This is a genomic window from Mucilaginibacter sp. P25 (assembly GCF_050859465.1).
Lineage (GTDB): Bacteria > Bacteroidota > Bacteroidia > Sphingobacteriales > Sphingobacteriaceae > Mucilaginibacter > Mucilaginibacter gossypii.
In genome coordinates this window covers 517,706-531,389 of record NZ_CP193937.1, presented here as the reverse complement: position 1 = coordinate 531,389, position 13,684 = coordinate 517,706, and the positions used below count along the sequence as shown (strand labels likewise).

The window sequence follows — 13,684 nt, the reverse complement described above, 5'->3', positions numbered from 1 at the left end:
ATATATAATGTGCTAACGCGAAAGCATAAGCGGATCTGAAGAGTTTGCTGGGCTCAAAACCGTAAGCGAACGGGTAATTAGCTGCAAAGATACGCTTTTTATTGTTAAGAAATTTTTAAGAGCAAGAACTGCACCGGATTAGGCTGCCAGCGTTTCGGTATCAGGGGTTCCTTGTTCCTTTTTGGCCTTACGATCTTTTTGCCATGATTCCAACAGGATTAAGCCCATACCTATCATAATAGATACATCGGCCACGTTGAATACGCCGGTTTGAAAGATCCCGAAGTTCATGTGCATAAAGTCTGTTACACTGCCGTATAGCACCCTGTCGTATAAATTACCTGCACCACCGGCAATAACCAAAACGATACCTGTGGTGGTTAATTTACCTATCGACGGTTTTAGCATGACATAAAAAACGCCAAAGGCAAGGGCCAGTAAAGGCAGCAACGATAGCAGTATGAATTTCCATGGGTTTTGCAGCGAATCGCCAAGACTTAAAAAAGCTCCCGTGTTTTCGGCATGCAGAATGGTGAAAAAGTTTTTGATAACAAAAATGTTATCGGTGATGTGAATATGCTCCCTAACGTAAATTTTAGTAACCCTGTCAAGCCCGATGCTTAAAACTAATACCAGCACTATACCCAATATCCTCAAAATCCCTTTTTTGTTCATTAGTTTATTTTAACAAGTTATTATAACGTGGTTGCCTTAGTTTAATTATATGGCTTTAGTTGCAGGAGGCAAAGGTATGAAAAAATAGGTGATTGAGATAGATAACTATAACAATGCACATCTATCAAGGTGTCATGCTGAGTGTTTAAATCCGGTGGCCTCTGAAGGTAAAATGACATCTGCGTCACGTCATTGCTGTAAGGAATGAAGCAACCCCCGACAGGCTGGTAACGGGCTTCATTAGTATTTGACTTACATCGTCGCGCTCCTGGCCGCGCGGGGCCAATTACTTTTGTCGCCACAAAAGTAACCAAAAAGGCTTGCAGCAGAGAGGCTTCTTTGCGCACAATCTGGCCCCATAGCCATCGGCGCGGCCTTCACCCTGCAAAACGAATAGAACCACGGGCTGCAATTATTTTGCCCCGATTCGCACGCAATGCCTCCGCTTCTGCAAAAACTTGCCATGGCACCGCCAGCATCGTTCTGCTCGTTTTCACCCGAAGCTGATCTGCTGCGAAAAACCACATTTTTTATCTTGTCATGGGTAGGTACTCGAAGCATGTGGGTAGGCCTCTGCGCGCGACCCTTCGACGGGCTCAGGGTGACGGCCCTCTTTTTTTAGCTAAAACAAAAAAGGCCACCTGCTTTACACAGATGGCCTTTCATATCGTCAAAAATTACTTTTTAAAGTATTTGAAATCTTTACCGATGAATTTAGCGTTAGAGCCTAATTCTTCTTCGATACGTAATAACTGGTTGTATTTAGCGATCCTGTCTGAACGTGAAGCCGAACCGGTTTTGATCTGGCCGCAGTTTAATGCAACAGCAAGGTCAGCAATGGTTGAATCTTCAGTTTCGCCAGAGCGGTGGCTCATTACTGAGGTGAAACCGTTAGTTTGAGCTAAAGTAACCGCGTTGATAGTTTCGGTTAGTGAACCGATTTGGTTTACTTTTACCAGGATTGAGTTAGCAATACCTTCGCTAACACCTCTTTGTAAACGTTTAGTGTTGGTTACAAATAAATCGTCACCTACTAACTGTACTTTTTTACCGATTTTGTCGGTTAAGATTTTCCAGCCTTCCCAATCGTCTTCTGCCATACCGTCTTCGATAGAAATAACAGGGTATTTCTCAACTAATTCGGCAAGGTAATCAGCCTGCTCAGCGCTGGTGCGGATAGCACCTTTTTCGCCTTCAAATTTAGTATAGTCGTATTTACCGTCTTTGTAAAATTCAGATGCAGCACAGTCAAAAGCGATGAAGATATCTTCGCCGGCTTTGTACCCTGCTTTTTCAATAGCTTTTAAAATGGTTTCAACACCATCTTCAGTACCTTCAAAAGTTGGAGCAAAACCACCTTCATCACCTACTGCAGTTGATAAACCGCGGTCATGAAGAATTTTTTCAGGTTGTGGAATACTTCGGTACCCCAACGTAAAGCCTCAGAGAATGAAGGAGCGCCAACCGGCATGATCATAAATTCCTGGAAAGCGATAGGGGCATCAGAGTGTGAACCACCGTTAACGATGTTCATCATCGGGATTGGCAGCGTGTTAGCATTTACACCACCAATGTAGCGGTATAAAGGTTGGCGGCTTTCCTGGGCAGCAGCTTTAGCTACAGCTAATGAAACGCCTAATATAGCGTTGGCACCAATTTTACCTTTGTTTTCGGTACCGTCAATTTCAATCATTAAAGCGTCGATAGCATTTTGTTCAAACACATCGATACCTTTTAATTCAGGAGCCAAAACTTCGTTTACATTTTCAACGGCTTTTAAAACGCCTTTGCCCATGTATTTTGATTTGTCGTTATCGCGAAGCTCAACAGCTTCGTGAACGCCGGTTGATGCACCTGAAGGTACAGCAGCGCGACCAAATGCGCCGTTCTCGGTTAAAACTTCTACCTCAATAGTAGGGTTACCGCGCGAATCTAAGATCTGGCGGGCATGCACATCAATTATTATGCTCATAGTGAATTGTCAGAGTGTGGTTTGAATGAATACTATTAATAACGGCGGCTAAGTTAATGCCTAAATAAGGAAAACGCAATTGAAATTTTGTATTTGTAACGATTATAGGCAATTAATGATGCGATTTAACATGAAATTAATATAGAATGAGTGGTTTTTTCATGAAAACGGATGTCTGAACCGGGATTTGGGTGGATTTTTATGATTTATAGGATTTTTCTTTCCTTGCTTCCCCGGTTGCCGTGTTTCCACGGCAACCGGGGAAGGTTTGAAATTTGGTTGCCGTGGAGACACGGCAACCGGGAGTAGGTTTTTTAATTCAGTTTAAAAAAATCGGTGTAATCAGAAAAAGAATCAGTGTAATCCCAGAAATAAAATCAACGTAATCATCCCACTCAATGGTGATTAATCGCTCGTAGTAGGGACGTGCTCACGCTGCACGGCATTTTTACGCTGGATGCGGTACATCAGGATGAGCATAATATTGTCCTTATCGCTTTTAGCGGCAGCCGAATAATTATATTGGTTGATCCAGCCAGTCTGTAAGATCCACGATTTATCAAACTGATAACCTACTGCGGCCGATATCCGATTACGTTCAAAGTTAGGTACCTTATTATTAAGGAATACTTCGTCGAAAACAGAAATGAACCAGGTTTTGGCTTCAATTTTGGTACTGTTTAAAGGCACAAATACGTTAAGTCTATAGCGGAAACGGTTACGGTAATCGCCGTTAACCCAGCGCTGCTCTACCCGATAGCGGTGTTCCAATTTTATGCGGTACAGGAACTGGTTGCTGGTAATCTGTTCCCAAAAACGGGTTTCGGTAGTTGTAGGGCCTTTACCAATATCCATATAATCAAAAGTAGTGTAGCGGCCGGTACCTAAAAGCGCGGTAAAGTTTCTGTCTATATCATAACTCACACCAGCCTTAACCTCATAATATTGAAACTGGCTGAATACATTATTGGTACGGGTTTGAAACTCGGTATAACCACCCCATTTGTGGGAACTATCGCCCGGCAAAACTACGGTTACTATGCCCCAGGTGCCTACTTTTGAATCTTGCGCCTTAACAGTAATTGAACATATAGTTAATAAAAAGAGCACTAAAGCGATGGAATTGACGGACTTGATTGTCATTGCAGAGATTATTTCTGCAAATATATTTCCTAAATGTTATATTAATGTTAATATTAACACCGTTAATGTTAAAATAATGTTAAGTATTTGGGTTTAGATTCTGGTGGTAATATGGTTGAGACTTACAAAGTTTCTAAAACTTCGTAAGTCTGGATTTTAAAATTTGGGGTAGTACGAAGCAAAAAGGCGTCAAGCGCGGTTATTCGGAAATCTCAAATCCTGCATCTTTCCTGCTATTCCCACTTAAACGTTTTTACGGCCACCGCATAGATTCCGATAAACCAGGCAAAAAGAATCAGTAACTGGTGTGTAACGTCACCTAAACCCGCGCCCTCAAAAGCCACTTTGCGCATGGCATCGTTTAAATGGGTAAGCGGTAATACCTTGCTGATATATTGCAGCCAGTTGGGGAAGGCGGTGATGGAAAAAAAGTGCCCGAAAGCAGGAACTGCGGCAATGTGATAATATTGGAAAGCGGCGGCACCGAACTTTCGTTTTTGGCGATGCCAGATACAGTAAAGCCGAATCCCATGAAAATGATCAACCCGATGGCCGAAAGTACCATCATATTTAGTACAGTTGTTACGCCGTGGATCAGCGTAAAACCAAACATGTAATGCCCAACCAGTATAATAAATAACGAACCTAACAGGGAAAAGGCCAGCCTCGCAATAGCCTCGCCCAAAACAATGCTGTAACGTTTAACCGGGGTTGCAAAAAAGCGTTTGATAACCAATGTTAACCGTAAGCTCAGAAATACGAAAGCTGTACCAAAAACACCACTGCTTAGCAACGAAAAGCCCAGTTGGCCGGGTAAAATAAAATCGATGTATTTATATGGGCGGCCGCTTATGGTTTCTTCTTTAAGGTCGATCAGGTTGGGGACTTTAACTGTGGTGTACGACTGAATGCGTTTCAATTCTTCCGACTGAATACGATAAAAAATGTTGTTCAGGGCTGATTTTAATACACTTCCTTTATCGCCCGATGCCTGGCTGTACTGTACATGAACGGTCATCGAAGCAGGGGGAGCAAAGGGTTTAAGATCAAGTATTGCATCAAGGTTACCTTTTGCCAGGTTTTTGCTCATTTCATCAGCCGTTTGATCATGGATAAGGTGCATGATCTTGTTTTTTTAAGCGCAGTGTAAACCGGGTTATTGGCGGATGTATCGCTGCCTTTGGCTACGCCCACATCTATCGACATACCGCCACCCCCAATATTAGCAAAAACAATGATAAATATTAATGGGAAAGCCAGCGTAAACACCACCGCCGAAGGGCTGCGTAATATCGACCGGAAACTGGCTTTGGCAATGGCCAGGGTTGCTTTTGTATTGCTGTATTTATTGTTCATCCTTTTATGTCATTTGCCATTAGGCGTCATTAGGTCATTGAGTCATTTTGCCTGTCAGCGTCATTGGGGCATGGAGCATTTTAGAGTGCTAACTGCAAACTCAAAACTGCATACTGGCTCCCCCGTCAGGGGGCTGGGGAGCTATCCTTCCCGCCATTCCTTGCCGGTTAAATTAATGAATACATCCTCCAGGTTGGCCAGTTTTACCTGCTTTTTGCGTTCAAAGCCTGTGGCTACAAGCTCGTCGATAAAATGGTCGGGGGTATCAATGCCAATGATGTAGCCGCCGTCGACAAAGGCAACACGGTCGCATAGTACTTCGGCTTCATCCATATAGTGGGTAGTGATCACTACAGTGGTTCCCTGGTCGCGGATCTCGCGGATCAAATCCCAAAGGTTACGGCGGGCCTGCGGGTCTAGGCCGGTTGTGGGCTCATCCAGAAATATGATCCTTGGGTTATTGATTAATGTAGTGGCGATAGAAAAACGCTGTTTTTGCCCCCGGAAAGGTCTTTATATTTAGCCTTTGCTTTATCGGTAAGGGCAACTTTTTCCAGCATCTCCATCGGTGTTTTGTCGATACCGTACAGGCCCGAAAACAATACGATCAACTCCGACAGGTTGAGGTTGGGGTAATAACCGGCGGCTTGTAACTGTACGCCTATACGTTTTTTGATGCTGTCGGCATCGGTTTCAATGTCGAAGCCATCAACAATGATGCTGCCGGATGTTTTATCGCGAAGGGTTTCAATAATTTCGAGGGTAGTGGTTTTACCGGCACCGTTGGGGCCAAGCAGGCCGAAGATCTCGCCTTCGTAAACTTCAAAACTAATGCCTTTAACGGCTGCAAAATCGCCATAGTTTTTTACCAGGTTGTTTACAGTGATGATAGGTTGTTTTGTCATAGGGTAAAAATGCATCACATTCATGAAATAACCATGAGTTTTTCGGCGAAGTGCGCAATTTTTACGGTGAAAGCGGATTGGAAGATAAAAAAGGGTGTCATGGGTAGCCCGTCGAAGCATGGTGGGCAGGCCTCTGCGCGAGTCTTCGACAGGCTCAGACTGACAGGCCCTCTTTTGTCATTTCACCTTCAGAGGCCTCCGGATTTAAACACTCAGGATGACAAGCCCTCCACACCTAATATCATTCGAATTCAGAGGCCAGGGATTTAAGCGACTCAACGCACAAAAAAGCCCGAATGATTATCATCCAGGCTTGCAATACCCTTTGCAAAAGTTCCTCCAATCAGGGAGCCTTTATTTCACTTTCAGATTTCAGCACTTTGCTGCCGTTTTTCTGTTCAATTTCATAAGCCGGCTCCTGTTTGCTGGCATTGCGTTTAACTTTTGCGCCTTTTATAGTTTTGCTTACCGGCTTATCATGCTTTTTAACGATATGGCCTTCAGCTTGGGATTTTCCCCATTTCCAGGTTACTTCATCTCCTTTTTTCATACGCTGTACCTTTTTAAGATAACATGCGTTTTGGGTTATTGATTTATCAAAGGTGAAAGAACCATCCCTCGGGGTGCCGGGACATTATTTTATTAAATGACCTATAGAATGAACGATAACAACGGCATGTTCCGCGGCTTTCATAACTAAATGGATCAATTGAATTGCGAGTAAAGTTTTCATGGCATTTATTTGTTGTTGTTTAGTGATCCAAAATTGCACACAAAAGGCACCCTGCCGTTAGGTTTATTAGGCGAAGCAAGTGCGGTTATCGGTGAACGGCAGTAAAACATCGGAGAAATACCGGTAAAAAAGTGATATCGTCGGTAAAACTTTGGGGAGTAAAAAGCAAAAACCTCAGAAGGGATATTAACTTTGAGAGTAGGTGTTAACAATCTAACTTATATGGATTACTATTTAGATGAGCTTATAATAAATTTAAACGGTATAAATGCTGCCGGCTTAATGGATACCTGGTTATGGTTGATAAAAGATTTCAAGGAAATTTTAATGATATCAAAGCTGGGCGATCTGTTCTTTATAGGATATGATGATTGTATTTACTGGCTTGCAACGGATATGTGTGATTTATCGAAAGTTGCTGATGATAAACAAGAGTTTTACAGCTTTTTAAATGACGATGAAAAAGTGGATAACTGGTTCATGCCTCAATTGTTAAAGGAACTTGAAGATGCCTGTATTTATTTAGGTGATCACCAGGTTTACAGCTATAAGAAAATGCCGGTTTTAGGAGGAGAATATACAGTTAACAATCTTAAGCCTGTCGATGTTAAAATTCATTTCGAATTCATCGGTATTATTGGTGAGCAAATTAAAGATCTACCCAATGGAACAAACGTCAAAATTAAAATAGTCGACTAATTGAGGTTTTAAATAAATTTTGAATATTAAAAAGCCGCTTTGCAATCTTGCAAAGCGGCTTTGTTTTTCATAGGCAGATGAATATATTAACTGATCAGGTTAGCCAACGCCTGGATAACGGTTACCGTATGCTCCTGCAGGGAGATCATAACAGCTATAAGTGGATTGTAGAATGTTTTCATGATAATGTTATTTGCCGCAAAGATGTGCCGTTAGCTCATTGTTTAACAGTTATTTTAGGTGAAACGGCATAAAATGTCGGTGAACGAGTTTCAGGTAAGGGAGAAGCGCTTTTAAACAAGCTTCTACGACCAAAAACCCTGTATCCTGATCTGGCTTGACGGGTACCCCTGCAGTTTTAATAATTTACGTAATTCGCCAACCATGGTATGGTTGCCGGCAATGTAAAATACTGAATGTTCAAGGTTATACTGTTGTTCCATTACCCACTGGATGAGGCTGTGGTGGCCGTATACATCATTACGTTCAATAGGCTTTAAGGGCGATTTGAAATACTCTCCAAACAAACCCCTGTGATTTTCATCCGCCATAACTATAGCGCCCGAAAAACGCGTTGCGGGTAATACCATTTGCTGTAAGGCCAGCATATGCCCCATGCTGCTTTCATCGCCAAGGCCTATTATAGCCGGGGTACCGGCCGGTGCGTGCCGGGTAGAACGGATTTTTAAATAGCGTACGGTATCGTTTTTTTGAAGTTGTTTAGCCCATTTACTGCCGGGGCCGCTATGAGCAGCATCAACATACAGAGTGCAGGTGCTGGTTTCGGCATCCCAGCCGGCTGGGGTATAATCGCGATAGGTGAGGTTATCAACTTTTATTTTTATGTAGGGTATTTCGTGCCAGCTTTGCATATCGGCCTGTGGTAAGTGCAAGTCGATCTCAATCATGGTCGACGGCTCCCAGTGCCTTACTTCAAGCACCCTGCCGCTTTGTAAAAGTTGGTTTTCAAACAAGCTGCCAGCCTTTCTTTTTAATTTATGAAGAGTGGATGTTTCCATGGTGTAGTGTTTTGATACTACAAAGAAACATTGAATTTTAGCCTCCTGAAATAGTAAATTCGGGGTAAATATTGGATTATTTATGGTGTTTGTCCCTGAACTCAAGTGGGGTAATGCATGCAGCTTTTTTAAACAGCCGGGAAAAATAGGTATGGTCATCATAGCCCAGTGCATGCGCAATCTCCTTTACGTTGAGGCCGCTGTAATACAGTAATCTTTTTGCTTCCAGCATTACTTCCTGAGTTATCCAGTAACTTACCGGGAAACCGGTGGTTTTCTTTAAAACCTCGTTAAGATATGATTCGGAAACATTAAGCATACCCGCGTATGCCGAAGGGCCTTTAATTGTGCGCACATGCCTCAACAACAACTTTTTAAACTGATGTGAAATTTGTGCCGGCCTTGAAAGCTGCTTTTCGGGCGTATAAACATTACTGAAAGTGGCTGCTGCCATGCCGGTAAATGATTGTATGAGCGATTGCAAAACCGGCAAAAAGAAAGCGCTGTTATCATCTTCACTATTTTTTTCGCGCAACAGGCAAAGGAGCTGCTGGTATTGCTTTAATTCAATATCGTTGAGCTGATAAGGCTGTTGCAAAAAAAGCTGGTTTTCAAAAATATTGCGGAAGTCGGCCGGAATATGCTGTGAATCGATGGCTACATACCAGCCGGCGGCAAGTGCATTATTTATCCGGTGATGTACCTGTCCTGGCAGAATATAATAAAATGTGTTTTCGCAAAAATGAACTTCGTTAAAATCTATCATCAGCGATGCTGATCCGTTTTCAATCAAAAAAACAGGTAATGATCGTCGCGATGGGCGCCCATCGGCACTTTTTTGAATCTTCGCCGCTTTCAAAGTGCCTGATTTCAAAGCCTATGTTTGATCGTTCATGTAGCTGGTGTACAGGGATATCTTTCATTTTGCAGGGTAGTTATTGTATTATGGTAACGCGATCTTTAACCGGGAGGTACATTTTCTCCAGGCCAAGGAATTTATTTTATATAGAATCTGTTAATTTATTCAGCTAAATTAACTTTTGGCTTTGTGCATTCTGCTTTCAGCTATATAATTACAATAATTCGGGGATTTATTTACCGCCATCAACCAGTGCATAAATCTCCTGCATATAAATAGCTTCATCCATTGCAACATGAAAGTCTTCCCACTCATCAACAGTAAAGGTAAGCTGGATATCATTGACCGGCGTACGCATCACCACGCGTTCCTGTCCGTCGGGAAATGGGAAAGAATGATCACCGAAATCAAGATCGATAGCGAAATTTTTAAACTGGATAAATTGATCGGGTGTAAAGCTAAGGATCAGGTTATGGTGCCATATAAATAGGCATTGGCATTCGGAGCAACGGCTTACTACCGATGTTCCCTTTTGGCTGAGTATTTTAGCATCGCACATAAATTCCGGTAATTAAAAATGAATTGGTGCCTGCTCTGCTGATTAAATGTTTGATATAAACAATTAAACTACAGAACAGGACTTTATATTTTAAGCATTAATAATCAATAATTGTTAATGGGCTGGCGGCTTCTGTGTTGCGCAAGTGTATTAACAGCAACAAAGAAATACGTTATTTAGAATAAATCCAAATAAAAATAAAGAAAACTCCAAAAAGCATTCAGAATTAAATACTTTGAGTTTATTTTTTTAATATATGACCTATTATATCCCTGAAATTTGTGTAGCATTGCTGTTGTTTAGACTGATTATTGATTGAAAAAGACCTTTGCCATTGTAATGTTAGTTACCCATATGCTCAATTTGCTGGGGTACATGGCGCTTAATCAATATTTTTTTAACAGATCAAACAAAGTAATTGCCCGGCAAATTGCCAGGGGTAAATATGATACGCGCGATCTCATTGAAATTAAGATTGGCCAAAACCTGCCCTTTATACATGATTGGGACAGTTATGTGAATGTTTCTGGGCAGTTACAGTTGGATGGTGTTTCGTACAACTATGTAAAACTAAGGGTTACCCGCGATACGCTGTATGTGCAGTGCATTCCCAACTATGAAACTACCAGGTTGCTGAATGAAAATGTGATCTGCGCTAAAAAGCTATATAGTAAACCTATCAGCAAACGCACACATGAATCATCAGAAAAAAATTGGGTAGCGACGCTAAGTATAATTACCCTGAAATTTCATACGCTTTTATAAAACCGGCAGAGCCTGTTCAGCCTCCCGGCACATTTATTTATATAAGTATACCTGATGCTGTTGTATCTGTCGGCGGTCGGCCTCCGGAAATGGCGCTTGCCTAAATTATATCCGGTAATTAACTTGTTCCCTCAATCTTGATAACTCGCATTGATATGCCTGTAATACGCTGCGCGTATGCATTGCCCGTTAATCATTATTGTGCCTGAGCAGCATCCCCCAAAATCTTTTTATTTGAATAAATGAATACCCTTTATAAAATTTCATTACCCGTGCTATTTATGTGTTGCGCGGGCTTTGCCCGGGCACAGCATAAAAGCGTTAAAGATACCCTGCAGCTTGACAGTGTTATTATTAAAGAAAGCAGGCTAAAACATTTGCCCAATGTATCCGGTACCAACATTTTTGCCGGGAAAAAAACCTTTGATATTTTTCTTGACGCCGGAAAAGCAAACTTGGCTAATAATAATGCCCGTATGACCTTTGCAAAAATTCCCGGCGTTAACATCTGGGAGATGGACGGTGCCGGTTTACAGCTCAATATCGGTACCCGGGGTACGGACACCCACCGCTCTATCGAAACCAATGTCAGGCAAAATGGCTATAACACCAACTCGGATATGTTTGGCTATCCCGAAAATCATTATAATGTGCCATTCCAGGCGGTAAGCGAAATTCAGATAGTGCGAGGTTCGGCGGCATTACAATTTGGCAGCCAGTTTGGCGGCATGGTTAACTTCAAACTTAAAGAAGGCGACAGCACTAAGGTGCTGGGTTTTGAAAGCGAACAATCGGCCGGTTCAAACAGGTTTTTCAATTCGTATAACGCCATTGGCGGCAAAGCGGGCAAGGTTAGTTATTATGCTTTTTACAGCGCCCGCACCGGCGACGGCTGGCGGCCTGATGCCACTTTTAACTCCCGCGCTTACTACGCCAGCCTCAAATACCAGTTTAATGATCAGGGCAGCATAGCTTTCCAGTTTTCACGATCAGATTACAGGCAGCAAATAGCCGGTGGTTTAACCGACGTACAATTTGAAGCAAACAATCGTCAGTCGACCCGTGCGCGTAATTTTTTTAATCCTGAAATTAATGTCCCGGCATTGTTGTTCAATTACCGGTTTGATAAAAATACCAGGCTGGAAGTTACCTCGCATGTACTGTTTGGTCAGCGTAATAGTGTGCAGTTCATTAACACGGCCAATATACCTGATACAGTTAATACAAGTTTGAAAACGTTTAATCCGCGCCAGGTCGACCGTGATTATTATGCCGGTTTCACTACCGAAGCCCGCTTGCTGCATACGTACAAACTCGGTAATCTCAGCAGCTCGTTTACCGCAGGTATAAGGTATTTTGAAGAAACTACCAAACGTAAGCAAAAAGGCACAGGCACGGCAGCATCTGATTTTGACCTGCGCCTGGTTAAAGATTATGGCATCGACCTGAGATTGCATACTTTAAACTATGCAGCCTTTGCCGAAAATATGTTCCAGCTAACTCAGGCATTTACAGTTACCCCCGGTATGCGTTTTGAGCAGATCAATACCACTACTTCGGGTGTTATTGTAAACCGTACGGTGCCTGTAAGCTATAAGGATAATCGCAACTTTCCGCTGTTTGGTACTGGTTTGCAATACCAGTTTGCCGGCGGAAACCAGCTTTACGGTAATATTGCACAGGCTTACCGCCCTTATATTTATGCTGCCGTTACCCCGGCAGATCAGTTGACCATTATCGATCCGAACATCAAGGACAGCAAAGGTTATGATGCCGACCTGGGTTACCGCGGCCATATCAGCACAGTATTTAGTTTTGATGTTAATGCTTTTTACGTTTACTACGGAAACAGGGCAGGTACATTGACCCAAACTGATGCCAATAACGTAACCCATCTTTACATGACCAACATTGGTAATGGCGTGGCTAAAGGTATTGAGGCCTTTACCGAAGTTTCGCTGATCCGCCCGTTTGATAAATCTTCGGGGAGTGATCTCCGTGTGTTCAATTCGCTATCGTACACGCATGGTCGTTACACCAGTGGTTCTATCAATCAAAATGGTAAAAATGTAAGTTTGAAGGATAACAACCTGGAAGGCACTCCCTATTGGATAGACCGTGCAGGTTTAACGTTTTTAAGCGGCCATGTAAGCAGCACACTGCAATACAGCTATGTAGGAAAAAGCTTTAGTGATGCCAATAATACTACTTTTAATGCCACAGGCGCTACCGGCATAGTGCCCGCGTATCATTTGTTCGACTGGGCTTTCAATTATGGTTTTCTAAAAAACTACCATCTCACAGCCAGTGTGAACAACTTATTTAACGCTAAATATTTTACACGCCGTATTAACATGTACCCCGGACCGGGCATTTTACCGGCCGACGGGCGTACGTTTAATATTGGGTTTGGCGTGAAAATATAGCCCGGGCTCCAAAACCTCTCAAGAGAGGGGGAGTGCTTAAAGTGTTCAACGGCATTTCTTCAAAAGTCCTCTTCTTTTGGAGCGGATTTAGGTGAGGCCTAACAAAACGGCCCTTCAAATTAATGGAGGGCCGTTTTATTTATACTGATAAGGATTGCTTACTTGATATGCTTTTTTACGATCTCTGAAAGAGATGTCAGATCAAATGGCTTGGCAAGGTACCCATCGGCGTTACCGGCTTTGGCAATTTCTTTGATATTGCTCACGGCCGAAATAATGATCACGGGGATGTGGCTGGTAGCCGGATTGTCTTTTATACTTTTACTTAGCTGTTGCCCGTTGGCGTCACTGCTCCAATCGGTAAGCCAGTTATCAAGCAAAATAAGGTCGGGGTTAATAGTAGTCAGGGTACGCAGGATTCGGGCATTGTCGGATTGTACTACTTCGTAACCTTCTTCCTCCAATACATACACCACGGTATCGCGAATATCTTTATCGTCCTCTATAACTAAAACCTTTTTTGCCATAAGCTTGATTGCTTTATACTTTATTAAAGCACCTTCTTTTTGAAGC

General features: G+C 42.5%; 14 protein-coding genes and 2 pseudogenes. 3 read left to right on the top strand and 13 right to left on the bottom strand.

The window, feature by feature from the left end; translation table 11 throughout:
- Positions 1-138 precede the first annotated feature (138 nt).
- From lspA to ACRQ5D_RS02720, 9 genes and pseudogenes are all read right to left on the bottom strand, one after another.
- A complete protein-coding gene (gene lspA / locus ACRQ5D_RS02760; protein WP_091165628.1) occupies positions 139-675 on the bottom strand; it encodes a signal peptidase II in 537 nt (178 codons plus the stop codon).
- A 252-nt stretch (positions 676-927) separates the two neighbouring features.
- A complete protein-coding gene (locus ACRQ5D_RS02755) occupies positions 928-1,236 on the bottom strand; it encodes a hypothetical protein (RefSeq protein WP_176844430.1) in 309 nt (102 codons plus the stop codon).
- Between the two features lie 116 nt (positions 1,237-1,352).
- Positions 1,353-2,647: pseudogene (gene eno, locus ACRQ5D_RS02750) on the bottom strand (phosphopyruvate hydratase).
- Positions 2,648-3,052: 405 nt separating this feature from the next.
- Positions 3,053-3,790, bottom strand: coding sequence for a DUF2490 domain-containing protein (locus ACRQ5D_RS02745; protein ID WP_091165636.1), 738 nt, complete (start codon positions 3,788-3,790; stop codon positions 3,053-3,055).
- A gap of 361 nt (positions 3,791-4,151) precedes the next feature.
- On the bottom strand, positions 4,152-4,913 hold the full coding sequence (locus ACRQ5D_RS02740; protein WP_432328426.1) for an ABC transporter permease: 762 nt from the start codon (positions 4,911-4,913) through the stop codon (positions 4,152-4,154).
- Positions 4,877-5,146: a hypothetical protein gene (locus ACRQ5D_RS02735; RefSeq protein ID WP_432328425.1), complete on the bottom strand. Its 270-nt coding sequence runs from the start codon at positions 5,144-5,146 to the stop codon at positions 4,877-4,879. Before ACRQ5D_RS02735 ends, ACRQ5D_RS02740 begins: the two co-directional genes overlap by 37 nt.
- Positions 5,147-5,287: 141 nt before the next feature.
- Positions 5,288-5,533 carry a hypothetical protein gene (locus ACRQ5D_RS02730; RefSeq protein WP_432329972.1) on the bottom strand — a complete coding sequence of 82 codons (246 nt, stop codon included), beginning with the start codon at positions 5,531-5,533 and terminating at the stop codon, positions 5,288-5,290.
- A gap of 9 nt (positions 5,534-5,542) precedes the next feature.
- Positions 5,543-6,051 (bottom strand): annotated as a pseudogene (locus ACRQ5D_RS02725) (ABC transporter ATP-binding protein); the annotation flags it as partial.
- A gap of 343 nt (positions 6,052-6,394) precedes the next feature.
- Positions 6,395-6,601 (bottom strand): DUF2945 domain-containing protein, encoded by a 207-nt coding sequence (locus ACRQ5D_RS02720; protein WP_091165643.1) that lies wholly within the window; start codon positions 6,599-6,601, stop codon positions 6,395-6,397.
- A 405-nt stretch (positions 6,602-7,006) separates the two neighbouring features.
- On the opposite strand from ACRQ5D_RS02720, the gene ACRQ5D_RS02715 reads away from it, so the two are divergent.
- Positions 7,007-7,483: a T6SS immunity protein Tdi1 domain-containing protein gene (locus ACRQ5D_RS02715; protein WP_091165646.1), complete on the top strand. Its 477-nt coding sequence runs from the start codon at positions 7,007-7,009 to the stop codon at positions 7,481-7,483.
- A gap of 305 nt (positions 7,484-7,788) precedes the next feature.
- On the opposite strand, the gene ACRQ5D_RS02710 is transcribed toward ACRQ5D_RS02715, so the two are convergent.
- The 3 genes from ACRQ5D_RS02710 to ACRQ5D_RS02700 all read right to left on the bottom strand — a co-directional run bounded on the left by ACRQ5D_RS02710 (position 7,789) and on the right by ACRQ5D_RS02700 (position 9,920).
- Complete coding sequence (locus ACRQ5D_RS02710; protein WP_091165649.1) at positions 7,789-8,502, bottom strand: SIP domain-containing protein; 714 nt, start codon at positions 8,500-8,502, stop codon at positions 7,789-7,791.
- A gap of 76 nt (positions 8,503-8,578) precedes the next feature.
- Positions 8,579-9,376 carry a helix-turn-helix domain-containing protein gene (locus ACRQ5D_RS02705; RefSeq protein ID WP_432328424.1) on the bottom strand — a complete coding sequence of 266 codons (798 nt, stop codon included), beginning with the start codon at positions 9,374-9,376 and terminating at the stop codon, positions 8,579-8,581.
- A 217-nt stretch (positions 9,377-9,593) separates the two neighbouring features.
- Entirely contained in the window at positions 9,594-9,920 is a 327-nt protein-coding gene (locus ACRQ5D_RS02700) for a DUF6686 family protein (RefSeq protein WP_090528970.1), read from the bottom strand.
- A gap of 315 nt (positions 9,921-10,235) precedes the next feature.
- On the opposite strand from ACRQ5D_RS02700, the gene ACRQ5D_RS02695 reads away from it, so the two are divergent.
- Entirely contained in the window at positions 10,236-10,685 is a 450-nt protein-coding gene (locus ACRQ5D_RS02695; protein ID WP_431199053.1) for a hypothetical protein, read from the top strand.
- Positions 10,686-10,927: 242 nt separating this feature from the next.
- Complete coding sequence (locus ACRQ5D_RS02690; RefSeq protein ID WP_091165659.1) at positions 10,928-13,111, top strand: TonB-dependent receptor family protein; 2,184 nt, start codon at positions 10,928-10,930, stop codon at positions 13,109-13,111.
- A gap of 158 nt (positions 13,112-13,269) precedes the next feature.
- Here the strand turns inward: ACRQ5D_RS02690 and ACRQ5D_RS02685 are convergent, their stop codons facing one another.
- Complete coding sequence (locus ACRQ5D_RS02685) at positions 13,270-13,638, bottom strand: response regulator (RefSeq protein ID WP_090528968.1); 369 nt, start codon at positions 13,636-13,638, stop codon at positions 13,270-13,272.
- Positions 13,639-13,684 lie beyond the last annotated feature (46 nt).